We start from the raw sequence: 24,240 nt of genomic DNA, 5'->3' as shown, positions 1-24,240 counted from the left end.
CCGCCCCGGCATGGACCCTCAGGACCCCGCAATGGTTTCGATCTACGCATTGAAAGGACGCTTCCAGGACCTGCTGCGGCCCGGGGTGCGCGGCCTGTACCGGCTCGGGGTGACCGCCAACCAGGTCACCGTGGGCGCGGCCGCGGTGTCGCTGCTGGTCGCCGCCTGGGTGTTCTGGCGCGGGCCGGCGCAGCCGCTGTGGTACGCGCTGCTGCCGGCGTGGATGCTGCTGCGCATGGCCTTGAACGCGGTCGACGGCATGCTGGCGCGCGAGTTCGGCCAGCAGTCCAGGCTCGGCGCCTACCTCAACGAACTGAGCGACGTGATCGCCGATGCGGCGCTGTACCTGAGCCTGGCCAGCGTGCCCGGCGCGGGGTCCGGCTGGCTGTGGGCGCTGGCGCTGGCGGCGGCATTGACCGAGTATGCCGGGGTGTTGGGGCTGATGGTCGGCGCCGGACGGCGCTACGACGGACCGATGGGCAAGAGCGATCGCGCCTTCGCCATCGGCCTGCTGGGGCTGCTGCTGGCCGGCGGCTGGGTGGGGGCGAAGACGGTGGACGGGTTCGCGATCGTGCTGGCGCTGCTGTGCGCGGCGACGGTGCTGCGGCGCGTTGCCGCCGGCCTGCGCGAGGGCGCGCCGCGCTGAGCCGCGCGGCGCGGGCCGCGGCAACGACACGGAAGCGGTAGCGGTACTCACGGCAAGAGCAAGTACGACGACAGGGAATCGGCAACGGATGCGGCAGGTCAGCGAAAGCGAGTTTTGCAGTTTCGACGGAACACGGCTGTTCTACCGGCATTGGCCGGCCACGGCGCCGGCGGCGGCGCCACGCGCGGTGGTGCTGCTGCACCGCGGCCACGAACATTCGGGGCGGGTCGTGCACCTGGCCGACGAACTGGGCCTGGACGACTGCGCGATGTTCGCCTGGGATGCGCGCGGCAACGGCCGCTCGCCCGGCGTGCGCGGCGATGCGCCCGGCTTCCCGGCGCTGGTGCGCGATCTGGACCGCTTCATCGCCCACATCGGCGAGACCCACGGCATCGCGGTGCAGGACATCGTGGTGATCGCGCAGAGCGTGGGCGCGGTGATCGCCAGCACCTGGGTGCACGATTACGCGCCGCCGCTGCGCGCGCTGGTGCTGGCCTCGCCGGCGTTCAAGGTCAAGCTGTACGTGCCGTTCGCGCGGCCCGGTCTGGCCTTGATGCACAAGCTGCGCGGCAATTTCTTCGTCAACAGCTACGTCAAGCCGCAGTGGCTGACCCACGACCCGGCGCGCGTGGCCAGCTACCGCGACGATCCGCTGATCACCCGGCCGATCTCGGTGCGGGTGCTGCTGGGCGTGTACGCCGCCGCCGACCGCGTGGTCGGCGATGCGCAGGCGATCACCGTGCCGGTGCAGTTGCTGGTGTCCGGCGACGATTTCGTCGTGCACCGCGGCCCGCAGGACCGTTTCTACGAGCGGCTGTCCTCGCCGGTGAAGGAGCGCCACCTGCTGCCCGGGTTCTTCCACGACACCCTGGGCGAGCGCGACCGCGCGCCGGCGCTGGCGCAGATCAGCCGCTTCGTGCGCGAGCGCTTCGCCGAAGCGCCGGCACTGCCGAGCCTGCTGCAGGCGCACCGCCGCGGGCCCACCTTCGAGGAAGCCGAGCGGCTGTCCTGGCCGCCGCAGAAATACAGCCTGCAGGACCTGCGCTGGCGCTTCGTGCGCGCCAACCTGCGCTTCGGCGGCACTTTGTCCGAGGGCGTGGCGCTGGGCCTGCAGACCGGCTTCGATTCCGGCAGCACGCTGGATTACGTGTATCGCGACCGCGCCGCCGGCAAGGGCCCGCTGGGCCGCTTCATCGACCGCAACTACCTGGATGCGATCGGCTGGCGTGGCATCCGCGTGCGCCGCACCCATCTGCACGAACTGCTGCGCCTGGCCATGCAGCGCCTGCGCGACGCCGGCGCGTCGGTGCGCGTGCTCGACATCGCTGCCGGCCACGGCCGCTACGTGCTGGAAGCGCTGGCCGGTGGCGAACAGCGTGCCAATGCGATCGCGCTGCGCGATTTCAGCGACTTGAACGTGGAGCGCGGGCGCGCGCTGATCGCCGAACTCGGCGCCGCCGACATCGCCCGCTTCGAACAGGGCGATGCCTTCGACCGTGACGCGCTGGCGGCGCTGCAGCCGCGGCCGACGCTGGCGGTGGTGTCGGGCCTGTACGAACTGTTTCCCGACAACGACCAGGTGCTGCGTTCGCTGCAGGGCGTGGCCGCCGCGGTCGAACCGGGCGGCTACCTCGCCTACACCGGCCAGCCCTGGCACCCGCAGCTGGAATTCATCGCCCGCGCGCTGACCAGCCACCGCGGCGGCGCGGCCTGGGTGATGCGCCGCCGCACCCAGCAGGAGATGGACGAACTGGTGCGTGCGGCCGGCTTTCGCAAGCTGGAGCAGCGCATCGACGAATGGGGCATCTTCACCGTGTCGCTGGCGCAGCGGATCGCGCCGTGAGCGAAGCGGCGCCGCGGCCGTGGCGGCGGGCGCTGGCGTGGCTGGCGCTGCTGGGGCCGTTCTTCTTCCTCAGCTACGGCCTGGCCAATACGCTGGCCGAGCGCCGCGCCTACGTGCCTTCGTTTCCGTTCGCGTGGGAAACGCAGATCCCGTTCTGGCCGTGGACGATCGTGCCGTACTGGTCGATCGACCTGTTCTACGTGATCTCGTTCTTCGTCTGCCGCACGCGCGCCGAACTGGACACGCATGCCAGGCGGCTGCTGACCGCGCAGCTGCTGGCGGTGGGATGCTTCCTGCTGTGGCCGCTGCGCTTCGGCTTCGAGCGGCCGCCCAGCGACGGCGTGTTCGGCTGGTTGTTCGCGGTGCTGCTGGGTTTCGACAAGCCGTTCAACCAGGCGCCGTCGCTGCACATCGTGCTGCTGGTGGTGCTGTGGGTGCGCTATGCGCAGCATCTGCACGGTCTCGCGCGCAGCGCGCTGCACGCCTGGTTCGCGCTGATCGGGCTGTCGGTGCTGACCACCTACCAGCACCATTTCCTGGACATTCCCACCGGCCTGGCCGCGGGTTGGCTGTGCGTGTGGCTGTGGCCGCAGCGGGTGGCGGCGCCGTGGAGCGCACTGGCCGTGGCGCGCGATCCGGCGCGCTGGCGCCTGGCCGGCGGCTACCTGTGTGGCAGCGCGGTCTGCGTCGCGCTGGCCTGGGTTGTCGGCGGCGCAGCGTGGTGGCTGTTGTGGCCGGCGTTGTCGCTGCTGCTGGTCGCGTTCGACTACGCGCTGCTCGGCGCGATCGGCCTGCAGAAGCGCGCCGACGGCCGCCTCAGCCTGGCCGCGCGCTGGCTGTACGCGCCGTACCTGGCCGCGGCCTGGCTCAATGCGCGCGCCTGGACCCGGCGCGATCCGGCGCCGCGCGAGATCGCCGACGGCGTCTGGCTGGGGCGCCTTCCCGGCCGCGGCGAGCGCGCTGCATTCGCCGCGGTGGTCGATGTCTGCGCCGAACTGTCGCTGCGCGATGCCGGTGCGCACGATCGCACGGTGCCGATGCTGGACCTGGTCGCGCCGCCCGCACAGGCATTGCGCGACGCCGCCGCCGCGATCGAGGCCGCCCGCCGCCATGGTCCGGTGCTGGTGTGCTGCGCGCTGGGCTATTCGCGCAGCGCAGCGGCGGTTGCCACGTGGCTATTGCTTAGCGGCCGCGCCGCCGATCTGGATGCCGCGCTCGCGCTGTTGCGCGCACGCGCAGCACGGATCGTACTGGGGCCTGCGCAGCGCGATGCCATCGCCGCCGCGTGCGCCGCGCCGGCCGCTCCGCCGCAGGTCCTGGAGCTGCCGGCATGAGCACGCCGCTGGAACTGCGCACGATGGCCGCGCTGCTGCGGCAGGCATCGCCGCTGGACCGGCTGTCGCTGGCGCTGCTCGCCGTCGCGCTGCTGCTGGGCGCGTGGTACGGCAGCGCCGGCGCGCATCTGGCGCTGGCCGCGTGCCTGCTCAGCGTGCTGGCGGGCTTGCTGCAACGCTACTGGGCCGCACGCGTCGGCCTGGATGCAGCGTTGCTCGAAGCAGTGTTGGCCGAAGCGGACCTGGACCAGGCCGGCAGTGATCTCGACGCCGCCCTGCACCGGCTCGGCCTGCTGCGGCGCCTGCCGCCGCCGCGCGACTGGCAGGCGCGCTGGCGCGGCATGCGCGGCTTGTTGTTGCGGCAGATCGCCAGCCTGGCGCTGCAACTGCTGGCGCTGCTGGCGGCGCCGATCGCGGTGCAGTTCGCATGACGGAGCGCAGACCATGACCGCATCCGCCGATCCGGCGCCGCTGCCCCACGCCGATGCCGCGCAACAGGCGCTGTGGCAGCGCCTGCAGGCCTATCGTTTCGGCGAGGAGGACGACGCGTTGCCGGTGTTCGTGCGCCGCGTGGCCAAGGAAGCCAAGGTCTCCCTGGCCGAAGCCGCGCAGGCGGTGGAGGAATACCGTCGCTTCTGCTTCCTGGCCTGCAGCAGCGCCGACGCAGAGGTCACGCCCAGCACGCTGATCGACCAGGTCTGGCATACCCACCTCACCGATACCCACGAATACTGGCAGCGCTTCTGCCCGCAGGTGTTGCAGACCACGCTGCACCATCGGCCCGGGCGCGGCGACGCCGCCGATGCAGACCGCCACGCGCTGCAGTACCGGACCACCCTGGCGCACTACCGCCGCCATTTCGGCGATCCGCCGGCGGCGTGCTGGCCGGCGCCGGGCGACACCACAGCGCCGCAACCGCGGCTGCGCAGCGATGTCGCGGCGCGGCGTTGGCCGATGCCGCGCGAGGGTGGCAAAGCGCTGTGGCTGTGGTTGCTGGCGACGCTGCTGCTGGGCGGGTGGCTGAGTTCGATCAACCCCGCCGCGTCGCCGTTGCACTGGCGCGGCGGTTCGTTCCTGCTGCTGTTCCTGGTGGCGATCGGGCTGGCCTGCGCATTGGCCGCGCGGCTGCGGCGCGCGGTGCGCGGCCTCGGCCAGCAGCGCGCGGTCCGGCAGGTGGACAACGCCGAACTGGCGTTCCTGGCCGGCGGCAGCGAGCGCGTGGCAGACATGCAACTGGCCTTGCTGCTGGCGTGCGACGCAGTGCAGTTGCAACTGGCGCCGTCGAGCCTGCGTGGCAGCCACCGCGACGAGGCCCAACTGCAGGTCACGGACGCTGCAGTGCCGGCGGCGCTGCAGCGCGCCCTGCTGCTGGTGCGCGCCAACCCGAAATTGCCGCTGGCGCTGCAGGCATTGCGCGACGATGCGTCGCCGCTGCATGAGGCGTTGATCGGCAAGCGCCTGCTGCTCGGCCGCGGCCAGGCCTGGTGCGCGCGTCTGCTCGGCGCAGCGCCGCTGCTGGCGCTGTGGATCGCCGGCGCGCTGAAGATCCACATCGGCCTGCAGTTGCAGCGCCCGGTCGGCTTCCTGGTCGCGGCGATGGTGCTGGTGACAATGCTCGCGCTCGGCTTCCTGTTGACGCCGCCGCTGCGCAGCGTCGCCGGCGAGCGCTTGCTCGCCGAGCGCGACAAGGCATGGCGCGCAGGCGCCGGAGCGGCGCCCGCGCCACAGGCATTGCATCTGGCATCGCCCCTGGCCCTGGCCGGCACCGGCGTGCTGCTGGGGACGCCATGGGTGGACTACCACGCATTGCGTACGCCGATCGTCGCCAGCAGCGGCAACGGTGGCGGCAGCAGCTGCACCAGCACCAGCAGTTGCACCAGCGGCAGCAGCGGCGGCGATGGAGGCGGCGGCAGCAGTTGCAGCAGCGGTTGCGGCGGTTGCGGCGGCGGAGGCGGCGACTGATGGCAGGACCGACGATCAGCGAACGCCGCGCGCAGTGGCGCGCGCGCCTGGCAATGGCGCTGCGCGCGCGTGGCGCCACGCCCAACGGCCTGTCCTGGACCGCCACCGGCTTCGCCGCGCTGGCGGCGCTGATGTTCTATTGCGCCTGGCGCGAGCCGCCGCGCGATGCCGCCGGCTTGCTGCTGCTGGCCGCGCTCGCCCTGCACGGCCGGTTGCTGTGCAACCGCCTGGACGGGCTGATGGCGCGACAGGCGCAGATGATCGGCCGCGCCGGCGAGGTCTACAACGAAGCGCCGGACAGGCTGTCCGATGTCGTGGTGTGCCTGGGCGTGGGCTACGGCCTGCAGCACGTGCTGAGCTGGGGCGCGGAGCTGGGCTGGGCCGCGGCCCTGCTGTGCGTGGGCACCGCCTACGTGCGCATGCTCGGCCTGGCCTGCGGCGTCAGCGAGCCGGTGCAGGGCCCGATGGCGCGCGTGCAGCGCATGCGCTGGCTGTCGCTGGCCGCGTTGCTGGCGGCCGTCGCGCTGCTGCTGCAATACACGGCCGTCGCCGAAATGATTCTGGTTGCGACCATGGCGCTGCTGATCGGCGGCGCGGCCTTGACCATCGTGATGCGTCTGCGCGCCATCGTGCGCGAACTGGAGTGGACATGATCGAACGCCTGATCGCCCGCGGCTGCAGTGCCGCGATCCGCATCCTGACCGGCGCGCGTGCGTTCTGGCGCGGCTGCATTCCTTCCAGCGAGCGCCGCGTGTACTACGGCAACCACGCCAGCCACGGCGACTTCGTGCTGATCTGGTCGTCGCTGCCGGCGGCGCTGCGGCGCGAGGTGCGGCCGGTGGCCGCGGCCGAGTACTGGCAGCGCGACGCGCTGCGCCGCTACCTGATCCACTCGGTGTTCAACGGCGTGCTGATCGAGCGCGAGGCCGCGCAGCGCAGCCGCGATCCGATCGAGTGCCTGTGCGAGGCAGTCGATGGCGGCGGCTCGCTGATCCTGTTCCCGGAAGGCACGCGCAACACCGAGGAAGGCGTGCTGCCGTTCAAGAGCGGCATCTACCACCTGGCGCGGAACCGCCCGGAACTGGAGTTCGTGCCGGTGTGGATCGACAACCTCAAGCGGGTGATGCCCAAGGGCAAGTGGCTGCCGCTGCCGTTGCTGTGCACCACCACCTTCGGCGAGCCGTTGCGGCTGGGCGCCGGCGAGGACAAGCAGGCGTTCCTGGAACGCACGCGTGCGGCACTGCTGGCGTTGTCGCCGGAACAGATGGAGGCCGCACGATGAGCGCGATCGCCTTCAGCGACCACCTGCAGCAGTCCTCGCTGCGGCAGCAGACCATCTGGCTGTTCCTCGGCATCGCCGCGGTGCTGCTGCTGGCCACGCTGATTTCCGAAACGCTGCGCTGGCGCGCGCGCGGGCGCCCCAGCGCGGTGCTCGACAACCTGGTGGCGCGGATCCGCGCGTGGTGGGTGATGGCCGCGGTGGTGGCGCTGGCGTTCGTGTTCGGGCGCATCGGCGTGATCGTGCTGTTCGCGCTGGTGTCGCTGTTCGCGCTGCGCGAGTTCATCACCTTGGCGCCGACCCGGCGCGGCGACTACTACGCGCTGCTGGTGGCGTTCTACATCGTGCTGCCGTGGCAGTACTGGCTGGTGTGGAGCGGCTGGTACGGGCTGTACACGCTGCTGATCCCGGTCTACGCGTTCCTGGTGCTGCCGATCCTGGCCACCATCGGCGGCGACACCACGCGCTACCTGGAGCGCACCGCGAAAGTGCAGTGGGGGCTGATGATCTGCGTGTTCTGCATCTCGCACGTGCCGGCGCTGCTGAACCTGGAGATCCCCGGCTACGAGGGCCGCAACCTGCTGCTGTTCGCGTTCCTGGTGATCGTGGTGCAGTCCTCGGACGTGCTGCAGTACGTGTGGGGCAAGTTGATCGGCAGGCACCTGATCGCGCCGAAGCTGTCGCCGTCCAAGACCGTGGAAGGCTTCGTCGGCGGCATCCTGTCGGCGAGCCTGCTCGGCGCGGCCTTGTGGTGGATCACCCCGTTCTCGCCGCTGCAGGCGTTCGCGCTGGCGCTGGTGGCCAACCTGATGGGCTTCTTCGGAGGTCTGGTGATGTCGGCGATCAAGCGCGACCGCGGCATCAAGGACTGGGGCCACATGATCGAAGGCCACGGCGGCGTACTCGACCGGCTGGACTCGGTGTGCTTCGCCGCGCCGGTGTTCTTCCACCTGATCCGCTATGGGTGGGTGTGAGGGGCCGGGATGACCAGCCATGCGGCTGTGGAAAAGCGGGGGATTGGGGATTGGAGATTGGGGTTTGCGCGAGGGCCGCTTTCTGTAGGAGCGGCTTCAGCCGCGACGCGTTACCGGTAATGCGTCGCGGCTGAAGCCGCTCCTACACAAAAGCGCCCGGGCTGAAATAAAAAAGCCGCCTTTTCTGCAGAAAGGGCGGCTTTTTTTTATCGGGCCGCTTGACGGCGATTTGCATGGGGACGTGATTCTGCAGTCCCGAGTCCCGAGTCCCGAGTCCCGAGTCCCGCCTCAAGCCAACCCGTATTCCTTCAACTTCTTGCGCAGCGTGGCGCGATGGATGCCCAGCATCGCCGCGGCGCGGCTCTGGTTGCCTTCGCAGTGGTTGAGCACTTCCACGAACAACGGGATCTCCATCTCGCGCAGCACGATCTCGTACACGTCGTCGGCGTCGCAGCCATCGAGGTCGCGCAGGTAGCGGCGCACGGACTGCGCCACGTGTTCGCGCAGCGGCGGCTTCGGCGCGCCGCGACTGGAGTCAGGACGAGTGGTGGCAGCGTTCAAGTTCGGCGGGTCCCCGGATGACGTCGGCGCCGGAAGGTTGGAGGGCCGGCGCGGGGGGACGAGTCTAGCGCGTGGCCTGCCTCGCTGCCATGCCGGATCGTGATGTCACAGCGTTTCAGTGGAAGTCGAAACTGAATGCAGCGGTTCCCGCGGCCGGTTCGCGCACCTGGAACGCCACCTGCGCGCTCTGTCCGGGCGCCAGCGTCGCCGTATCCGGGCGGGTGCGGCCCAGGTACTCCTCCGGGCGCAGCACGCGGCTGCCGATGGTGCGGCCGTCGGCGTCGGCCAGCGACAGCTGCAGCAGCGGCCAGGCCTGCGCCCAGCGCGCGTCGTTGCGGAAGGTGGCCTGGATCTGCAGGGTGCCGGCGCGGCCGGGCAGCGGCCGCACCTCGCGGCTGAGCATGGTGAACGCGCTCGGCTCGCGCCACGGCGGCAGGCTGCAGCGCAGCGCCTGGCACACGCCGGCCACCCACGGCCGCCAGCGCGCGTCGGCGCCCAGCCGTTGCCGGTCGGCGACCAGGATCTGCAGCGCCAGCAGCAGGCCCAGCCCGACCAGCGCGATCCACTGCCAGGGCGCGGCGCGCAGCACCGGCCGGCGTGACGCGCTGGGCTGCATGAAGCTGGGCGCGGCGCTGGTGGCGATCGCTGCTGTGGTCAGGTCCGGTTCCAGCTGCGGCGGCGGCGCCAGCGCCGATTCCGGTTCGGGTTCCGACTGCGGTTCGAGTCCGGCAGGCGCGCTCGACTCGCCGGTCACCGCGGCGGGCGGCGTTGCGGTGACCCCGGCGGCGCGCGAGGCGTCCGCCTCCGGCGTCGACGCTGGCTCGGACTCCGGCGCGCCGGGGGCATCGGCACGCGGCGCCGCGCCGTTACCGGTATCGCCCGTCTCGGCGGGGCCGGCCGCCGCGTCTGCAGCGGGACCTGCCGTCTCGGCGGCATCGGCCTGTTCCGGCACCGGCTGCTGGGGCTGGCGCAGCAAGGTCGCGAGGCTGGGACGGGGCGGGGTGGGATCGGGCATGCGTGCAGGCGACGGCGGCAACGAGACCCCTATTCAAGCACGCGCGGGAGCGGGCTGCAGTGCGCTCGTGGCCTTCGTGGGCTTCTGTAGGAGCGGCTTCAGCCGCGACAGGCACCTTCGGTAAGTTCCTGTCGCGGCTGAAGCCGCTCCTACAGGGACATCGGGTCCCTGCTCAGCGCCGGTGCTTGCCGGTGCCGATCAGGTCCAGCAGGCCGGCGCGCTGGCGGGGACTCAGGGTCTCGAAGCTGTCGAGCAGGCGCGCCTGCTGGTCGGACAGTTGTCGGTAGTGCGCGGCTTCCTCGGCCACGGACAGCGGTTCGCCGAACACGCGTTCGCCGCGGCCGGTGGCCAGGTATTCGAAGGTCAGCCCGCTGCGGCGGGCCAGGGCGATCAGGTGCTCCACCGCCGGCGCGGTGCCGTCGGCCATCTCCCACTGCGCCACGGCGCTGCGGGTCACCGACAGGTCCAGCGCGAGCGCTTCCTGGGTGAGACCGGTCAGCTTGCGCGCTTCGCGCACCCGTTCGTACAGCCTGCTGTTCACACTCACCTCCGCGGGGGAGGCGAGATATAGCCGCGCCGACTGGGAAAGTTGGTTCGTACGGCTTTCAATGAGGGCTTTGTTGTTGATACTGTCGTCGGCGATGGCTGTGCGCAGTGAAGACGCCGCATCGTTTGCGCCGTCTCTGCCGCCGCCGCCCGACCCGCTGCCATGGACCAGGACGCGCCGATGCACACGCAGGATGCCCCGCTGCAGGATGTCCACCGCTCTCGTTTCGCGATCGCCCCGCTGCGCACGCACAGCCGCCCGCGGCCGCCGCCGGGGATCGGCGCGCACCGCTACCGGATCTGGGCCGATGCCGGCGACGGTCGCTGCGCGGTCAGGCAGGGCTGGTCGTGGCAGGTGTTCGCGCTGCCGTATCCGCCCGCGCCGCCGTCGCGGGCGCCGGCGCTGCTATGGCTGCTGGTGCACGCCGCGGGCTGGCTGGCGCTGGTCCAGACCCTGGGTGCGTCGGCACTGATCGGCGTGCTGCTGGAACTGGCCTGGCGGCTGCCGCGGGCGCGGCGCGGCCATCGCTGGCACGAGCGCCGCCTGCGCGCGCAGGGCTGGCGGCCGCGGACCCGGGTGCTGGCGATCCATGCCGAGGCGGCGTTGCTGACCGCGGCGATCCGCAGCCTGGCCGCAGGCCGCGGGTGAGTGTTGGATCCGGCGCGAGCGCGTGAGCGGACCCGCCGCTCCGCGGACTCAGGCGCGGCGCACGCCGTCGATACGCATCCAGTCGCCGTCCTGTTCGCTGCGCAGCTGCTCGAACCACGGCGCGTAGCGCTGCAACAGCTCCTGTTCCTGGCCATGCAGGATCCCGGACAGGGCGATGCGCCCGCCCGGCGCGACGCGTTCGGCCAGGGTCGGCGCCAGCGCGTCCAGCGCCGAGGCCAGGATGTTGGCGACCACCACCGGATAGGTGGCCACCGGCTCGTCGGCCGGCAGGTGCACCGTCAGGCGCGCGCCGACGTCATTGCGCTCGGCGTTGTCGTGCGTGGCCAGCAGCGCCTGCGGGTCGTTGTCCACGCCCACTGCCGCCGCCGCGCCCAGCTTCAGCGCGGCCAGCGCCAGGATCCCGGAGCCGCAGCCGAAGTCGAGCACGCGCGCCTGCGCCAGCGCGCCGTCGGCGGCCAGGGCGTCGAGCCAGCGCAGGCACAGCGCGGTGGTCGGATGGGTGCCGGAACCGAACGCCAGGCCCGGGTCCAGCCGCACCACCGCGGCATCGGCGCCGCGCGCGTCCTCGGGCAGGTCGTGGTTCCACGGCACGATGAAGGTGCGCGTGCCGAAGCGCATCGGCTGGAACTGGTCCAGCCAGGCGCGTTCCCAGTCCTGGTCGTCGACCTTGCGGAACGTGGCCTGGGCCCAGTCCAGGCCCGGGTCGAACGCCTCCAGCGCGGCCAGCAGCAGCAACGCGTCCTGCTCGGCGGGGAACAGCGCACTGAGCACCAGCGTGCCCCACAGCGGGGTCTCGCCGACCCCCGGTTCCAGGATCGCGCGCTCGTTGCTGGTGTCGGCCTCGGCGTCGAGCAGGGTGACCGCCAGCGCGCCGACGTCCTCCAGCGCGTTCTCGTAGCGGGGCTGGGTGGCGTCGGTGCAGCGCACAGTCAGTTCGAGGAACGGCATCGGTCGGGCACAAGGAGGAATGACCGCGCATCTTAGACGACCGCCGCGGCGGCCCGAACCGGCGCCGGCCGCGCACGCCGCGACCGCGGCCGCCATTGTCTGCCGTGGCCCGCCATCGGCTGCGTTAGACTGGCACATTGCGGCGGCCCCCGGTTCCAGCGGCCGCGGCCGCGCTCCTCGCCTGCTGCCCCGATCGCCTACGCGCATGCCCTTCGCCGTGTCCCGCAAAACCTGGCTGTTGCTGGCGCCCGCTGCGCTGCTGCTGGGCGTGGTCGGCTATCGCGCGCTGCTGCTGGCCGCGGCACCGGCGCTGCCGGTGACTGTGGGTGCCGCCGCGGCCACCCCGGCGACCGTGGACGTGTCGGGGCAGGACCAGCGCAGGCGCAGCTCGGTGCAGGCATTGCCGGCGGCGTCGCCCGACCGCCGCACCGCGCTGGAACGCAGCCCCGACCTGTACCGCACCGCGCAGCAACTGTCCGCCGCCGCCGCGCAGGGCGATGCCGATGCGTCCTGGCTGCTCAGCCGCATCTACGACTATTGCGCCGGCTATGCGATGAATCCGGCCGGCTATGCCGCCGACACCCGTGCGATCGATGCGGCGCAACTGCCGACCTCGGGGCGCATGGTCGATGCGCGCGCGCGGGTCGGCCGCCGCTGCGCCGGCTTCGTGCCCGGCGACGGCCTCACCCGCCAGGCCATCGTCGCCCAGCGCGTGCAGGCCGCGCGCGGCGGCAACCTAGCCGCGGAGGCGGCGCTGCTGACGCTGGGGCAGCCGCTGCAGTCCTCGGCCGGCTACAAGCGCGACCTGGTCGAACGGGTGCGCGCCTCCGGCGATCCGGACGCGTACATGGCGCTGGCACCGGCGATGGGCTTGGCCGCCAGCGGCGACGACAGCCTGGACGAGCGCATCGCCGGTACCGCCTTCACCGAACTGGCCTGGCAGCTGGCGGCCTGCCGGCTGGGGCTGGATTGCGGCCCGAACAGCGAGTTGATGACCCGCTATTGCGCCAACGGCGGGATCTGTTCGCAGGACCCGACCCAGGATTTCAGCAGTTTTGTTTACGACGCCGCGGTGCCGCGGCAAGGCACGGACACGATGAACGACATGGTCAACCGTCTGGTGGATACGACAGGAGCGGGCTCATGAATTACCGGCGATGGCTGCACGGCGCCAAGTTCTGGTTCTGGGTGCTGGCCCTGGTCGCCTATTCGGCGGCGGCGGCCGGCCTGCTGCTGATCGACACGGCCGAGCAGCGCTACCGCGGCCTGTCCAAGGTCGAACTGACCACCACGCACGCCGACCCGGACCTGCGCCGCGCCGGCGCCGCGCAGGTGGCGGCGATCTACCGCGCCCGCAGCGGCATGCCGTTCTCCACCCTGAGCCCGGGCAGCACCTTCCAGATCGTGTGGCCGGACGGCTCCACCGAGACGGTGATGATCGTCAGCCCGACCTCGACCCTGGGCGCCGAGCCGGTGCCGGGGACGCAGGCGAAGTAGCCGGGATTCGGGATTTGGGATTCGGGATTCGCAAAGGCGAGTCTTCGGCCCCGATCTGTTGGTGCGACCCGATATTTCAGCGCTTCGCGGCGGACGTGCGGCGCACCTAGCGCTGTTCGGACAGCGCCACGGCATCGGCGCCGGCCGGGAAATGCAGCCGCTCGGAAACGTCGTTGGCCGCTTCCCAGATCGCCTGGGCGACGTCGCTCGCCGTCGTCACCGCCGCCGGTTGGCCCAGGTGCGAGAACACCTCGCGGGCAAAGGGCGCGTAGGCGTCCGGGATCAGGCCCTGCATGCGCTGCTGTCCGTTGGCGGTGAACTGGGTGGACGGGCCGTAGCCGGGCTCCACCAGCTTGACCCGCAGGCCGAACGCCTGCAGTTCGTGGCGCAGCGATGCGGTGAAGCCCTGCACCGCGGTCTTGCTTGCCGTGTACGCGGCCACCAGCGGGAACGGCGCCAGCGTGGCGCTGGAGGTCACGTTGACGATGACGCCCGCGCCGCGCTGGCGAAACCGGGGAATGGCGGCCTGGCACATCGCCATGACGCCGAAGGTGTTGGTCTCGAACACCTCGCGCACGGTCGCCATCGGCGTGGCCTCGAACGCGCCGAACAGCCCGATGCCGGCATTGTTGACCAGCGCGTCGATGGGGCCGGCCGCCTCCAGCGCCAGCGCGATGCTGTCGGGCTGGGTCACGTCCAGCGCCAGCATGCGCAGGTCGGGCGAGGCCGGCAGCAGCGCCGGTCGGGGCTGGCGCATGGTGGCGACGACGTTCCAGCCTTGGGCCAGGAAGTGGCGCGCGGTTTCCAGGCCGTAGCCGGAGGAGCAGCCAGTGATCAGGACGGTCTTCATTGCGTTCTCCAGGAGTGAGTGGACTCGGGAGGAAACGATAGGCCAGCTGTCTCGGATGATCGATAATGCGGAATCCTTTTTGTTTTAGCGAAAGTCCGAAATGCACGATCCGCTTTCCGAGCTCGTCCGCCTGCTCCACCCCCGCGCGGTGTTCGCCAACCTGATCAGCGGCAAGGGCAACTGGGCGGTGCGCTATGCCGAGTACGGGCAGCCGGGGTTCTGCATCGTGCTGGAAGGCAGCGCCGTGCTGGCGGTGGACGGGCATCCGCCGCTCGCGATCGGCGCCGGCGATTTCGTGCTGCTGCCGACCACGCCGGCGTTCACGCTCTCCAGCCTGGTGCCGGGGCCGCCGGTATTCATCGATCCGAAGGTCGTTCCCGGCGGGCAGGGCGAGCGGCGCCACGGCGAACCGGACGGCGCGCCGGACATGCGCTCACTGGGCGGCGCCTTCCTGTTCGACAGCGCCCATGCCGGGCTGCTGGTCTCGCTGCTGCCGGCGGTGGTCCACGTGCGCGGCGCGGGCCGGCTGATGCAACTGGTGCAGATGGTGGGCGAGGAGTACCACGACAGGAAGCCGGGCAACGACTACATGCTGTCGCGGCTGGTCGAGATGCTGCTGGTCGAGGCCATGCGCTGGACGACGGCGGGGAATGCGCCGCCGGGCCTGCTGCGCGGCCTGGGCGACGAACGGCTGGCGCCGGCGCTCACGCGGATCCACGCCCGCATCGATCACGCCTGGACGGTGGGCGAACTCGCGCAGGCGGCCGCGCTGTCGCGCTCGACGTTCTTCGACCGCTTCGCCCGCACGGTCGGCGTGCCGCCGATGGAGTACGTGCTGGCCTGGCGCATGGAGCTGGCGAAGGACCTGCTGCGGCGCGGATCGAACGTGGCCGAGGTGGCGCAACGCGTCGGCTATGGCTCGACCAGCAGCTTCAGCGTCGCCTTCAGCCGCCACGTGGGCGAAGCGCCCAGCCACTACGCCAAACGCTGACGCAAAACGCGGCGGCGATGCCGATGGCAGTGCTTTGCAACGCCATCTGCGGGCAATCCGAAGTGGCCGGATGCGATCGCCAATCTGCCGCGCAACGCGCATGCGAAGGCTTGCCCAAGGCGCGTCCTGGCAGCGACTAGAACCGGTCGCCTGCCATCACCAGGAAGGGATCGCGACCCGGGACCCGCATTTGCGAATCCCCAATCCCGAATCCCCAATCCCGGCTCTCAAACCAACGCAATCGACTTGTTCTTGCGCTCGGCCAGGCGCTTTTCCAGGTAGTGGATGTTCTGCCCGCCGGCCTGGAAGCCCTTGTCGCGCATGATCCGCTGCTGCAGCGGGATGTTGGTCTTGATCCCGTCCACCACCATCTCGCTCAGCGCCACGCGCATGCGCGCGATCGCGGTGTCGCGGTCCGGGCCGTGCACGATCAGCTTGCCAATCATCGAGTCGTAGTTCGGCGGCACCCTGTAGCCGCTGTAGATGTGCGTGTCCACGCGCACGCCGGGGCCGCCGGGCGGGTGGAAGCCGGTGATCAGGCCCGGGTTGGGCATGAAGGTTTCCGGGTCCTCGGCGTTGATGCGGCACTCGATCGCATGGCCGCGCAGCACGATGTCGCTCTGCTTGATGCTCAACTTGTGGCCGGCGGCGATGCGCAGCTGCTCGCAGACCAGGTCGATGCCGGTGATGCGCTCGGTGACCGGGTGTTCGACCTGGATGCGCGTGTTCATTTCGATGAAGTAGAAGCGGCCATCCTCGAACAGGAATTCGAAGGTGCCGGCGCCGCGGTAGCCGATGCGCACGCAGGCATCCACGCAGACCTTGCCGATCTCGCTGCGCAGCTGCTCGGTGATGCCGGGCGCGGGCGCTTCTTCGACCACCTTCTGGTGGCGGCGCTGCATCGAGCAGTCGCGCTCGCCCAGGTGGATGGCGTTGCCCTGGCCGTCGGCCAGCACCTGGATCTCCACGTGGCGCGGATTCTCCAGGAACTTCTCCATGTACACCTGGTCGTTGCTGAAAGCGGCCTTGGCCTCGGACTTGGTGGTCTCGATCGCCGCCTTCAGCGCCGCCTCCGAATGCACCACGCGCATGCCGCGGCCGCCGCCGCCGCCGGCCGCCTTGATGATCACCGGGTAGCCGATCTCGCGCGCGACCTTGGTGTTGGCGACAATGTCATCGCCCAGCGGGCCGCCCGAGCCGGGCACGCACGGCACGCCGGCGGCCTTCATCGCGCGGATCGCCTCGACCTTGTCGCCCATCAGGCGGATGGTGTCGGCCTTGGGGCCGATGAAGATGAAACCGGACTGCTCCACGCGCTCGGCGAAGTCGGCGTTCTCCGACAGGAAACCGTAGCCGGGATGGATGGCCTGCGCGTCGGTGACCTCGGCCGCGGCGATCAGCGCCGGGATGTTGAGGTAGCTCTCGGCCGACGACGCCGGGCCGATGCACACCGACTCGTCGGCCATGGCCACGTGCTTGAGGTTGCGGTCGACGGTGGAATGCACCGCGACCGTGCGGATGCCGAGCGTATGGCACGCGCGCAGGATGCGCAGCGCGATTTCGCCGCGATTGGCGATGACGACTTTATCGAGCATGGGATTCGGGATTCGAGATTGGGGATTCGTAGAGGGCGCCGGGCTCGCGCAGATGTCGCGAATCGTCCAGCGTGCGGATCAATGCGTTGAGCCTGGAAAAGGTGCGGTTCAAGAGATCGAGGGTTGCCGCGTCCGGCGAACCGAACTGCAGCCGTGTCGCGATCTGCATCTGCGTATCCAATTCGGCCAGCGAGCCTCGCGCCATCGACAGATAGCGCAGGTACTCGGCAGTGGACCGCCGCGCGGCGCCCTCCGCGATGTTGGAGGGAACGCTGATCGCCGCGCGCCGCATCTGTGCGGTCAGTCCAAAGCGTTCGGCATCGGGGAAATTCTGGGTGAGATGGTAGATCGCTTCGACCAACGCCATCGCATCGCGCCACACCGTGAGGCGCTCGTGCGGCCGCTGTTGCGAATCCCAAATCACGAATCCCCAATCCCGGCCGCTCAGCCAATCACAAACAACGGCTGATCGAACTCCACCGGCACGCCGCTGTCGCTGAGGATCGCGACGATGGTGCCGGAGACGTCGGCTTCGATCGGGTTGAACATCTTCATCGCCTCGATGATCGCCAGGGTCTCGCCGGCCTTGACCGCCTGGCCGACCGTGACGAAGGCCGGCTTGTCCGGCGACGGCGAGGTGTAGAAGGTGCCGACCATCGGCGCGCGCAGCACGTGGCCCTCGGGCAGGGCATTGCCGGGCTTGGCGGTGCCGCCGGTGGAGGCCTCGGTGGGCGAGCTCATCGGCATCGGCGCGGCCGCAGGCGGCGCGGCGACAGGGGCCGGGGCGTACTGCGGGGCGCTGGCGATCATGCCCTTGGGCGTGCGCGCCAGGCGCACGCTTTCCTCGCCTTCCTTGATCTCGATCTCGGCGAGATTGGACTCTTCCAGCAGGTCGATCAGCTTCTTGATTTTACGGAGATCCATAACGGCCTCTTGAGGTGAATCGGGAAATGACCGGGCACGCGGCCCGGCGAACGCGGAGAGGGTGGCGCAGCGCCGCACGACGCGCGCTGAAGCCGGGAGTGCCGCTCATGCGCCGGCTCCCAGCCGGGCCAGCGCCGCATCCATCGCGTAGCGGTAGCTGTCGGCGCCGAAGCCGCAGATCACGCCGAGCGCGTGGTCGCTGAAATAGCTGTGGTGGCGGAACGGCTCGCGGCTGTGCGGGTTGGACAGGTGGATCTCGATGAACGGGATCGCCACCGCCGCCAGCGCGTCGCGCAGCGCCACCGAGGTATGGGTGAACGCGGCTGGGTTGATCAGGATGAAGGCGGTGCCGTCGCCGCGCGCGGCCTGCACCCGCTCCACCAGCACGTGCTCGGCGTTGGACTGCAGGTTGTCCAGCTGGTGCCCGGCGGCCGTGGCCTGCGCGAGCAGCGTCGCATCGATCTGCGCCAGCGTGGTGTGCCCATAGACCCCCGGCTCGCGGGTGCCGAGCAGGTTGAGGTTGGGGCCATGCAACAGCAGCAGTCGCGCCATGGAAGACAAAGCAGCGGAAAGGGCGGCAGTCTGCGCGAAGCCGGGATTACTGTCCAGTTCGGCGAAGTTGCGCGTGTTTTAAACGGATGTTTGGTTCTGCGGCGCGCGGCGCGTGGCGCGGGCAGTGCAAGGCGCGAGGCGGCTTGGTCGCAGTTGCACTGCTCGCATCCTAGCCCGTCCAGAGCGAGGTCAGTCGAGGCGCTTTCTTGCGCGGAGGCTGTTGCGGTGCGCGATGTGCGACGACGCATGGCACTGGCTGCATTCCGAAGTCGTCTCGCACGTGCGTCTCTGAAGCCCGGGACATCCCTTCCGGTCCCGAGCCGGCAGCGCTCATCCGGCAGACCGCGCCTTGACCCACAGCCCGAACTCCTTCATCACCGCCACCACTGGTTCCAGGCGCCGCCCGTCCTCGGTCAGCGCGTATTCGACCTTGACCGGCACGGTCGGATAGACGGTGCGCTGAATCAGCCCCGCTTCTTCCAGGGCGCGCAGGTCCAGGGTCAGCATGCGCTGCGAAATGGCCGGAACGTCGCGGCGCAGTTCGTTGAACCGCTTGGGGCCGTCGAGCAGGTACGACACCAGCAACAGGCGCCATCTTCCGCCCAGCAGGCGCATGGCCTCTTCCACGGAGCAGCCGGACACGTTGTCCTTCATCGCAAGTCCCTCGGTGTGCGCACGCTAGGTATAAATTTTGTACCTAGACAACATTATAGTGCCTTCTTCCTTTTCTATACCTGGTTTCTAGAATGCGTCGGGCTGCTCGCCCTAGAGCTGCGCCCACTTTCTGGAGATCGCAATGAAGCTGTACTACATCCCGGCCGCCTGCTCCCTCGCGCCGCATATCGTGCTGCATGAGCTCGGCCTCGAGGCGACGCTGGTGAGGGTCGATCACCGCAAGCATCTGACTGAGGATGGAGAAGATTTCCATCGGGTCAATTCGATGGGCTACGTGCCGGCGCTCGAACTCGACGATGGCAGCGTGCTGCGCGAAGGGCCGGCCATCGTCCAGTACCTGGGCGATCGCAAGCCGGAACGCGGCCTGGTGCCGCCCAACGGCAGCATGCAACGCTACCGCTTGCAGGAATGGCTGAACTTCCTGGCCACGGAGATCCACAAGGGCTTCATTCCGCTGCTGTACGCGCGGCTCGCCGGCCAGTACGTGGATACCGCGCGGCCGAAGCTGGAGCAGCGCTTCGCCTGGATCGATGCACAGCTCGCCGGTCGACAGTTCCTGATGGGGGATGCCTTCACCGTCGCCGATGCCTATCTCTACGCGCTGACCGGCTGGGGCCAGGCGCCCTGGCTGACCTCGCACTACCGGGCGGACATCCACTTCGACGCGTTGCAGAACCTGCAGGCGTGGTACCGGCGCGTGCACGCGCGGCCTTCGGTGCAGCGGGCACTGAGCGAAGAAGGGCTTCAGTAGGTCGATCGCGCGCACGTCCATCGTGGCTGCGTTTCCACTGAGGGAATGCCCCACGTCGCGCTGGCCATTCCAGCATCGCGCGACGATCGTGCGACGCCATCGCCAAGGTCCGGCGCACGCCGCTTATGGAACAAACGCATCTGCTGATACCCGATCGGCATGCGCCATATGCCGCGCATTAACCGGCGATTTACACCCGCGGCCGGCATCCCGGGCACAAAGGACGCCCCGACCGGCCACGAGTGTCAGCCATGCGAATTGCGATCATCGGCGCAGGATTCTGCGGCAACCTGCTGGCCGCGGCCCTGGCCGGGCAGGGAACGGCCAGCCGGCTGACATTGATCGGCGTGGCCGACACCTTCGGCCGCGGCATCGCCTATGGCGCGGCGCGGCCCGAGCATCTGTTGAACGTGCGCGCCAAGGACCTGGGCGTGGACCCGCAGGATCCGGGCGGCTTCGCCGACGCCTTGCAGCTCGACGCCGCGCAGCGGCTGGAATTCCTGCCGCGGCTGCGCTACGGCCGTTACCTGGAGCAACACCTGGACGCGGCGCTGGCCGCCTCGGCGGTGGAAGTGGCGCGGGTCAGCGAAGAGGCGGTAGCGGTGGAGCGCGGTCCAGACGGCTTCCGCATCTTCCTGGCCAACGGCGAGGACGTGGTCAGCGACGTGGTGGTGCTGGCGATCGGCGCGCTGCCGCCGGCGGCGCTGCCCGGCATCGGCCCGCGCCTGGCGGTGCACCGGCGCTACATCGGCTGGCCATGGCAGGACGGGGTACTGGACGAGGTGCCGCCGCAGGCGCGGCTGTTGCTGGTCGGCACCGGCCTGACCATGGCCGATGTCGCGCTGACCCTGCGCCGCCGCGGCCATCGCGGTCCGATCACCGCGCTGTCGCGGCGCGGCCTGGCGCCGCAGGCACATCTGGCCCAGCCGGGCGCGCCGGTGACGCTGCCGCCGAGCGTGGCGCAGGCGCTGCGCAACCACGACCTCACCGGCCTGGTGCGCAGCCTGCGCCAACTGGCCACGGTGGTGGAGGACTGGCGCTGCGTGGTCGATGCGCTGCGCCCGCATCTGCAGCCGTTCTGGAAAGGCCTGGCGCCGGCGGCGCGCGCGCGTTTCCTGCGCCATCTGCGCCCGTACTGGGAAGCGGCGCGGCATCGGCTGGCGCCGGCCGCGGCCACGGCGCTGGCGCAGATGCAGCAGCAGGGCCAGTTGCGCATCCGCGCCGGGCGCCTGCTGCGTGCGCGGCTGGGCGAAAACGCGGTGGAGGCGGTGATCCGCGACCGCGCCAGCAACAGCGCGCGCACGGAAGACTTCGACGTGCTGATCCGCGCCACCGGGCTGGACACCGACGTCGCGCGCACCAGCCATCCGCTGGTCGCGACGATGCGCGATGCGGGCCTGCTGCAGGCCGATCCGCTGGGCCTGGGCCTGGTGGTGGACGCGCGGTTGCAGGTGCGCGATGGCAGCGGCCATCCGGTGCCAGGGCTTTACTGCCTGGGACCGCTGCTGCGCGGCGGTCTGTGGGAAATCACCGCGGTGCCGGAATTGCGCGCCGGCGTGCAACTTCTGGCCGCGGAACTGGCGGCGCTGGGGCCGGCGCGGGTTGCCGGGGGCGGCGCCGGCAGGAAGGCGCAGCGGCAGGCGGTATAGCGCAAGCCGATCCAGGCGACGATCCCGATCCCTGTAGGAGCGGCTTCAGCCGCGACAGGCACCTTCGGCAAGTTCCTGTCGCGGCTGAAGCCGCTCCTACAGGGGCCAGTACGCAAACGAGCGCCTACGGCAACTGCGCCCAGCGCTCCGCCTCGCCCGGTGCGAACGGCCCCAGCTTCTGCCGCACGATGCGGCCGTTGGCGTCGATCAGCACGCTGTAGGGCAGCAGGCCCTGGGTGTCGCCCAGGCGCACGCTGGCGTCGGCCGGGCCGGGGGTTTCCAGCGCGATCGGGTAGCCGATCGGCACCCGCTGCAGGAACGCACGCACGTCCTCGGGGCGGTCCAGGGCGATGCCGAGCACCTGCAGGCCGTTGGCCGGCTGCGCGCGCGCCAGGCGGTCGAGTTCCGGCATCTCGCGCACGCACGGTTCGCACCAGCTGGCCCAGACATTGACCAACAAGGGGCGGCCGCGGAACTGGGCCAGGGTCAGGCTGCCGCCGTCGAGGGTGGGCAGGCGCAGCGCCGGTGCCGGATCGCCGGGGCGGGCCGCGGCGACGCCGGCCGGCAGCGCGCTGCCGGTGGCCGGCGCCGACGGCGTTGTCGCCGGCGTGCGCCACCAGACCTGCGCGGCGGCAATGCCCAGCACAGCCGCGATCGCCGCCACCGCGAGCAGGCGCGGCGGCGTGGCGTTCATCGCGCCGCGCGCAGCAGGGCGTCCTCGGCCACCGCCTGGCTCAGCACCGGCGGCAGCACGGTCGGCGGTGCGCCCGGACCGTAGACCACGTACAGCGGCACACCCACCGCCTTGTGTTCGGCCAGGAAGGCGCTGATGCGCGCGTCCTCGTTGGTCCAGTCGCCCTTCATGTACACCGCGTCGACCCGCTTGAGCGTGTCGCGGAAGGCGTCGCTGCCGAGCACGTTGCGTTCGTTGGCCTTGCAGGTCACGCACCAGTCGGCGGTCATGTTGACGAACACCACGCGGTTGTCGGTGCGCAGCCGGTCCAGCATCTCCGGCGAGAAGGCCACGGTGTTGCGCTCTGCGGTCACGCTGGGCGGCGCCAGCCGGGTCACGCCCCACACCGGCAGCAGCGCCAGCAGCACCAGCAGCGAGGCCAGGCGCAAGCCGAGGGTGTGGCTGCGCCAGCGCGCGCGCTCGATCCACCACAGGCCCAGCGCCAGCAGCGTGGCGCCGACCAGCAGCAGCGCCACCGCATCCACGCCGCGCTGCTTGCCCAGCACCCACAGCAGCCAGATCGCGGTCAGGTACATCGGGAACGCCAGCACCTGCTTGAGCGTCTCCATCCACGGGCCGGGGGTGGGCAGGCGCTTGGCCAGCGAGGGGATGAAGCCAACCAGCAGGAACGGCAGCGCCAGGCCCAGGCCCATGGTCAGGAACACCAGCATGCCGATCGCCGGCGGCGCGGCGAACGCATAGCCCAGCGCCAGGCCCATGAACGGGCCGACGCAGGCGCTGGAGACCACGCAGGCCAGCACGCCGGTGGAGAAGTCGCCGACCGGGCCGCTGCGCGAGGACAGCGACTGGCCGAGCCCGCCGAGGTTGGCGCTGAGCGTGAACACGCCGGACAGGCTCAGGCCCATCGCGAACATCAGGTAGGCCAGCACGGCGACGAAGCCCGGGCGCTGCAGCTGGAAGCCCCACAGCAGATGCGCGGCCACGGCGATGCCGCCGACCACGGCGAAGGACGCCAGGACTCCGAGCGTGTACCACAGCGCATGGCTGCGGGCGCGCGCATGGCTTTCGCCGCTGTGCGCCAGGCCCAGCACCTTCAGCGACAGGATCGGCAGCACGCACGGCAGCAGGTTCAGGATCAGGCCGCCGCCCAGCGCCGCCAGCAACACCCACAGCAGGTTCTGCGGCTCGGCGGCCGGCGCGGTGCTGCGCGCGGCGTTGTGCACCGAGGCATCGGGCACGCTCGCCGCGTCGGGCGCGGTCACCGGCGTGGCCGCGTCGGCCGCCGCAGCGCTGGCGTCGGCCTGGCGGCTGTCCAGCGGCGTCACCAGCAGCGGCGTCACTTCGGCCTGGTCGGTTGGGCTGAGCTTGCCCTTGGGCAGCGACAGCTTCACCCGCCGGGTCATCGGCGGATAGCAGATGCCGTCGGTCTGGCAGCCCTGGAAGGTGGCGACCAGGGTCGCGTCGGCGGCATCGGCGCGCTGCCGCTGCAGCGGCACGCTGACCTCGGTCTGGTCGAAATACACCACTACGTTGCCGAAGTGCTCGTCCTGGTGCGAGCGGCCCTGCGGCCAGTGCGGCATGCCGGTGCGGATGCCGGTCGCGCCTTCCAGCGCCAGCGCGGTACGGTCGCGATATAGGTAGTAGCCCGGCGCCGGGGTGAAGCGCAGCAGCAGGGTGTTGCCGTCGCCGACGATGGCTTCGAAGCCGAACGCCTGGTCCGACGGCAGCGGCAGGCCTTGCACGGCGCCGGCACCGGCGCCGAACAACGGCTTGGCGGCGGGGCCAGCCGCGCCCGGCGCGCTGCCCGGCAGCGGCGAGGAGGCGGTCGTCGCCGCACCGGCCTCGGCCGCCGGCAGCGCCACGGTGAGCACGCGCTTCTGCGGCGGATAGCACACGCCGGCGTCGGCGCAGCCCTGGTAGCGCACCTCCACCTGCAGGCTGGTCGTGGCGGGATCGGCCACGCCGCTCTGCACCGCGTTCAATTCGCCGCGGTAGGTTTCCACCTCACCGAAGTACGGGTCGGTCTTCTTATGCCCGGCCGGCAGCTGCACGGTCGGGTTGGCCTTGAAGCCGCTCAGCACCCGCACCGCGATCCGGTGCCGGTACAGGTAATAGCCGTCGGCGATCTTCCAGTGCAGCTCGATGCGGCCGCGCTCGGGCGCCTGCGCGCTCAGCACGAAGGCCTGATCGACCGGCAGCAGATCCTTTTCGCTGATCGCCAGGGCGGGGAAGGCGGCCAGGGCCAGCAGGCACAGGGCGGCGATACGGTGCAGCACGGTCATCG

General features: G+C 70.7%; 26 protein-coding genes. 14 read left to right on the top strand and 12 right to left on the bottom strand.

All coding sequences use genetic code 11. The features are described 5' to 3' along the window. The first annotated feature begins 31 nt into the window (after positions 1-31). The 8 genes from HEP75_RS19590 to HEP75_RS19555 all read left to right on the top strand — a co-directional run bounded on the left by HEP75_RS19590 (position 32) and on the right by HEP75_RS19555 (position 8,038). Entirely contained in the window at positions 32-646 is a 615-nt protein-coding gene (locus HEP75_RS19590) for a CDP-alcohol phosphatidyltransferase family protein (RefSeq protein WP_185824623.1), read from the top strand. Positions 647-734: 88 nt separating this feature from the next. Further along, positions 735-2,489 carry a bifunctional alpha/beta hydrolase/class I SAM-dependent methyltransferase gene (locus HEP75_RS19585; protein WP_185824622.1) on the top strand — a complete coding sequence of 585 codons (1,755 nt, stop codon included), beginning with the start codon at positions 735-737 and terminating at the stop codon, positions 2,487-2,489. Beyond that, entirely contained in the window at positions 2,486-3,823 is a 1,338-nt protein-coding gene (locus HEP75_RS19580; RefSeq protein ID WP_185824621.1) for a phosphatase PAP2/dual specificity phosphatase family protein, read from the top strand. The genes HEP75_RS19585 and HEP75_RS19580 overlap by 4 nt, the downstream gene beginning before the upstream one ends. Next, entirely contained in the window at positions 3,820-4,254 is a 435-nt protein-coding gene (locus HEP75_RS19575; protein WP_185824620.1) for a hypothetical protein, read from the top strand. Before HEP75_RS19580 ends, HEP75_RS19575 begins: the two co-directional genes overlap by 4 nt. Positions 4,255-4,267: 13 nt before the next feature. Next, positions 4,268-5,785: a TIGR04222 domain-containing membrane protein gene (locus HEP75_RS19570; protein WP_185824619.1), complete on the top strand. Its 1,518-nt coding sequence runs from the start codon at positions 4,268-4,270 to the stop codon at positions 5,783-5,785. Next, positions 5,785-6,438: a CDP-alcohol phosphatidyltransferase family protein gene (locus HEP75_RS19565; protein WP_185824618.1), complete on the top strand. Its 654-nt coding sequence runs from the start codon at positions 5,785-5,787 to the stop codon at positions 6,436-6,438. The genes HEP75_RS19570 and HEP75_RS19565 overlap by 1 nt, the downstream gene beginning before the upstream one ends. Next, positions 6,435-7,067, top strand: a complete 633-nt coding sequence (locus tag HEP75_RS19560; protein ID WP_047325380.1) for a lysophospholipid acyltransferase family protein — start codon at positions 6,435-6,437, stop codon at positions 7,065-7,067. Before HEP75_RS19565 ends, HEP75_RS19560 begins: the two co-directional genes overlap by 4 nt. Further along, a complete protein-coding gene (locus HEP75_RS19555; RefSeq protein WP_185824617.1) occupies positions 7,064-8,038 on the top strand; it encodes a phosphatidate cytidylyltransferase in 975 nt (324 codons plus the stop codon). Before HEP75_RS19560 ends, HEP75_RS19555 begins: the two co-directional genes overlap by 4 nt. A 288-nt stretch (positions 8,039-8,326) precedes the next feature. Here the strand turns inward: HEP75_RS19555 and fis are convergent, their stop codons facing one another. The 3 genes from fis to HEP75_RS19540 form a co-directional block, all read right to left on the bottom strand. Continuing rightward, positions 8,327-8,599, bottom strand: coding sequence for a DNA-binding transcriptional regulator Fis (fis, locus tag HEP75_RS19550; RefSeq protein WP_003471008.1), 273 nt, complete (start codon positions 8,597-8,599; stop codon positions 8,327-8,329). A gap of 115 nt (positions 8,600-8,714) precedes the next feature. Next, positions 8,715-9,614 (bottom strand): DUF3426 domain-containing protein, encoded by a 900-nt coding sequence (locus tag HEP75_RS22325; protein ID WP_255423916.1) that lies wholly within the window; start codon positions 9,612-9,614, stop codon positions 8,715-8,717. Positions 9,615-9,786: 172 nt separating this feature from the next. After that, positions 9,787-10,155 carry a helix-turn-helix transcriptional regulator gene (locus HEP75_RS19540; protein WP_185814215.1) on the bottom strand — a complete coding sequence of 123 codons (369 nt, stop codon included), beginning with the start codon at positions 10,153-10,155 and terminating at the stop codon, positions 9,787-9,789. 186 nt (positions 10,156-10,341) lie between these two features. Between HEP75_RS19540 and HEP75_RS19535 the strand changes: the two genes are divergently transcribed. Then, on the top strand, positions 10,342-10,809 hold the full coding sequence (locus tag HEP75_RS19535) for a hypothetical protein (RefSeq protein WP_185824616.1): 468 nt from the start codon (positions 10,342-10,344) through the stop codon (positions 10,807-10,809). Between the two features lie 48 nt (positions 10,810-10,857). Here the strand turns inward: HEP75_RS19535 and prmA are convergent, their stop codons facing one another. Continuing rightward, positions 10,858-11,778 (bottom strand): 50S ribosomal protein L11 methyltransferase, encoded by a 921-nt coding sequence (gene prmA, locus HEP75_RS19530; protein WP_185824615.1) that lies wholly within the window; start codon positions 11,776-11,778, stop codon positions 10,858-10,860. A 205-nt stretch (positions 11,779-11,983) separates the two neighbouring features. On the opposite strand from prmA, the gene HEP75_RS19525 reads away from it, so the two are divergent. Further along, positions 11,984-12,925 carry a hypothetical protein gene (locus tag HEP75_RS19525; RefSeq protein WP_185824614.1) on the top strand — a complete coding sequence of 314 codons (942 nt, stop codon included), beginning with the start codon at positions 11,984-11,986 and terminating at the stop codon, positions 12,923-12,925. After that, complete coding sequence (locus tag HEP75_RS19520; RefSeq protein WP_185814211.1) at positions 12,922-13,275, top strand: hypothetical protein; 354 nt, start codon at positions 12,922-12,924, stop codon at positions 13,273-13,275. The genes HEP75_RS19525 and HEP75_RS19520 overlap by 4 nt, the downstream gene beginning before the upstream one ends. A gap of 106 nt (positions 13,276-13,381) precedes the next feature. Here the strand turns inward: HEP75_RS19520 and HEP75_RS19515 are convergent, their stop codons facing one another. Continuing rightward, positions 13,382-14,125, bottom strand: coding sequence for an SDR family oxidoreductase (locus tag HEP75_RS19515; RefSeq protein WP_185824613.1), 744 nt, complete (start codon positions 14,123-14,125; stop codon positions 13,382-13,384). Between the two features lie 100 nt (positions 14,126-14,225). Here HEP75_RS19515 and HEP75_RS19510 point away from each other — a divergent pair, with 100 nt between their 5' ends. Continuing rightward, positions 14,226-15,116: an AraC family transcriptional regulator gene (locus HEP75_RS19510; protein WP_185824612.1), complete on the top strand. Its 891-nt coding sequence runs from the start codon at positions 14,226-14,228 to the stop codon at positions 15,114-15,116. Positions 15,117-15,343: 227 nt separating this feature from the next. Here the strand turns inward: HEP75_RS19510 and accC are convergent, their stop codons facing one another. The 5 genes from accC to HEP75_RS19485 form a co-directional block, all read right to left on the bottom strand. Then, positions 15,344-16,711 carry an acetyl-CoA carboxylase biotin carboxylase subunit gene (gene accC / locus HEP75_RS19505; RefSeq protein WP_185814208.1) on the bottom strand — a complete coding sequence of 456 codons (1,368 nt, stop codon included), beginning with the start codon at positions 16,709-16,711 and terminating at the stop codon, positions 15,344-15,346. Further along, positions 16,701-17,135 (bottom strand): four helix bundle protein, encoded by a 435-nt coding sequence (locus HEP75_RS19500; protein WP_185814207.1) that lies wholly within the window; start codon positions 17,133-17,135, stop codon positions 16,701-16,703. Before HEP75_RS19500 ends, accC begins: the two co-directional genes overlap by 11 nt. 20 nt (positions 17,136-17,155) lie before the next feature. Beyond that, the gene (gene accB, locus HEP75_RS19495) at positions 17,156-17,635 is read right to left on the bottom strand and encodes an acetyl-CoA carboxylase biotin carboxyl carrier protein (protein WP_185814206.1); all 480 of its coding nucleotides are present in this window, start codon (positions 17,633-17,635) and stop codon (positions 17,156-17,158) included. Positions 17,636-17,740: 105 nt separating this feature from the next. Then, positions 17,741-18,187: a type II 3-dehydroquinate dehydratase gene (aroQ, locus tag HEP75_RS19490; protein ID WP_185824611.1), complete on the bottom strand. Its 447-nt coding sequence runs from the start codon at positions 18,185-18,187 to the stop codon at positions 17,741-17,743. Positions 18,188-18,517: 330 nt separating this feature from the next. Next, a complete protein-coding gene (locus HEP75_RS19485; protein WP_185814204.1) occupies positions 18,518-18,841 on the bottom strand; it encodes a helix-turn-helix domain-containing protein in 324 nt (107 codons plus the stop codon). Positions 18,842-18,983: 142 nt separating this feature from the next. Between HEP75_RS19485 and gstA the strand changes: the two genes are divergently transcribed. Both gstA and HEP75_RS19475 read left to right on the top strand, forming a co-directional pair. Further along, positions 18,984-19,613: a glutathione transferase GstA gene (gene gstA, locus HEP75_RS19480; RefSeq protein ID WP_185824610.1), complete on the top strand. Its 630-nt coding sequence runs from the start codon at positions 18,984-18,986 to the stop codon at positions 19,611-19,613. Positions 19,614-19,864: 251 nt separating this feature from the next. Then, entirely contained in the window at positions 19,865-21,262 is a 1,398-nt protein-coding gene (locus HEP75_RS19475) for an FAD/NAD(P)-binding protein (RefSeq protein WP_185824609.1), read from the top strand. Between the two features lie 124 nt (positions 21,263-21,386). Here HEP75_RS19475 and HEP75_RS19470 read toward each other — a convergent pair whose 3' ends face one another. Further along, positions 21,387-21,956, bottom strand: a complete 570-nt coding sequence (locus tag HEP75_RS19470; protein ID WP_185824608.1) for a TlpA disulfide reductase family protein — start codon at positions 21,954-21,956, stop codon at positions 21,387-21,389. After that, positions 21,953-24,238: a protein-disulfide reductase DsbD gene (locus HEP75_RS19465; protein ID WP_185824607.1), complete on the bottom strand. Its 2,286-nt coding sequence runs from the start codon at positions 24,236-24,238 to the stop codon at positions 21,953-21,955. Before HEP75_RS19465 ends, HEP75_RS19470 begins: the two co-directional genes overlap by 4 nt. Positions 24,239-24,240 lie beyond the last annotated feature (2 nt).

Source organism: Xanthomonas sp. SI (assembly GCF_014236855.1).
Classification (GTDB): domain Bacteria; phylum Pseudomonadota; class Gammaproteobacteria; order Xanthomonadales; family Xanthomonadaceae; genus Xanthomonas_A.
The sequence above is the reverse complement of the archived record's forward strand: the minus strand, read 5'-3'. Positions and strand labels throughout refer to the sequence as shown.

Bases quoted from the DNA above. Each gene is read 5' to 3' on its own strand.
- HEP75_RS19590 (WP_185824623.1), top strand. From the start codon at position 32: ATGGTTTCGATCTACGCATTGAAAGGACGCTTCCAGGACCTGCTGCGG.
- HEP75_RS19585 (WP_185824622.1), top strand. From the start codon at position 735: ATGCGGCAGGTCAGCGAAAGCGAGTTTTGCAGTTTCGACGGAACACGG.
- HEP75_RS19575 (WP_185824620.1), top strand. From the start codon at position 3,820: ATGAGCACGCCGCTGGAACTGCGCACGATGGCCGCGCTGCTGCGGCAG.
- HEP75_RS19570 (WP_185824619.1), top strand. From the start codon at position 4,268: ATGACCGCATCCGCCGATCCGGCGCCGCTGCCCCACGCCGATGCCGCG.
- HEP75_RS19565 (WP_185824618.1), top strand. From the start codon at position 5,785: ATGGCAGGACCGACGATCAGCGAACGCCGCGCGCAGTGGCGCGCGCGC.
- HEP75_RS19560 (WP_047325380.1), top strand. From the start codon at position 6,435: ATGATCGAACGCCTGATCGCCCGCGGCTGCAGTGCCGCGATCCGCATC.
- HEP75_RS19555 (WP_185824617.1), top strand. From the start codon at position 7,064: ATGAGCGCGATCGCCTTCAGCGACCACCTGCAGCAGTCCTCGCTGCGG.
- HEP75_RS22325 (WP_255423916.1), bottom strand. From the start codon at position 9,614: ATGCCCGATCCCACCCCGCCCCGTCCCAGCCTCGCGACCTTGCTGCGC.
- HEP75_RS19535 (WP_185824616.1), top strand. From the start codon at position 10,342: ATGCACACGCAGGATGCCCCGCTGCAGGATGTCCACCGCTCTCGTTTC.
- prmA (WP_185824615.1), bottom strand. From the start codon at position 11,778: ATGCCGTTCCTCGAACTGACTGTGCGCTGCACCGACGCCACCCAGCCC.
- HEP75_RS19525 (WP_185824614.1), top strand. From the start codon at position 11,984: ATGCCCTTCGCCGTGTCCCGCAAAACCTGGCTGTTGCTGGCGCCCGCT.
- HEP75_RS19520 (WP_185814211.1), top strand. From the start codon at position 12,922: ATGAATTACCGGCGATGGCTGCACGGCGCCAAGTTCTGGTTCTGGGTG.
- HEP75_RS19515 (WP_185824613.1), bottom strand. From the start codon at position 14,125: ATGAAGACCGTCCTGATCACTGGCTGCTCCTCCGGCTACGGCCTGGAA.
- HEP75_RS19510 (WP_185824612.1), top strand. From the start codon at position 14,226: ATGCACGATCCGCTTTCCGAGCTCGTCCGCCTGCTCCACCCCCGCGCG.
- accC (WP_185814208.1), bottom strand. From the start codon at position 16,711: ATGCTCGATAAAGTCGTCATCGCCAATCGCGGCGAAATCGCGCTGCGC.
- accB (WP_185814206.1), bottom strand. From the start codon at position 17,635: ATGGATCTCCGTAAAATCAAGAAGCTGATCGACCTGCTGGAAGAGTCC.
- aroQ (WP_185824611.1), bottom strand. From the start codon at position 18,187: ATGGCGCGACTGCTGCTGTTGCATGGCCCCAACCTCAACCTGCTCGGC.
- HEP75_RS19485 (WP_185814204.1), bottom strand. From the start codon at position 18,841: ATGAAGGACAACGTGTCCGGCTGCTCCGTGGAAGAGGCCATGCGCCTG.
- gstA (WP_185824610.1), top strand. From the start codon at position 18,984: ATGAAGCTGTACTACATCCCGGCCGCCTGCTCCCTCGCGCCGCATATC.
- HEP75_RS19475 (WP_185824609.1), top strand. From the start codon at position 19,865: ATGCGAATTGCGATCATCGGCGCAGGATTCTGCGGCAACCTGCTGGCC.
- HEP75_RS19470 (WP_185824608.1), bottom strand. From the start codon at position 21,956: ATGAACGCCACGCCGCCGCGCCTGCTCGCGGTGGCGGCGATCGCGGCT.
- HEP75_RS19465 (WP_185824607.1), bottom strand. From the start codon at position 24,238: ATGACCGTGCTGCACCGTATCGCCGCCCTGTGCCTGCTGGCCCTGGCC.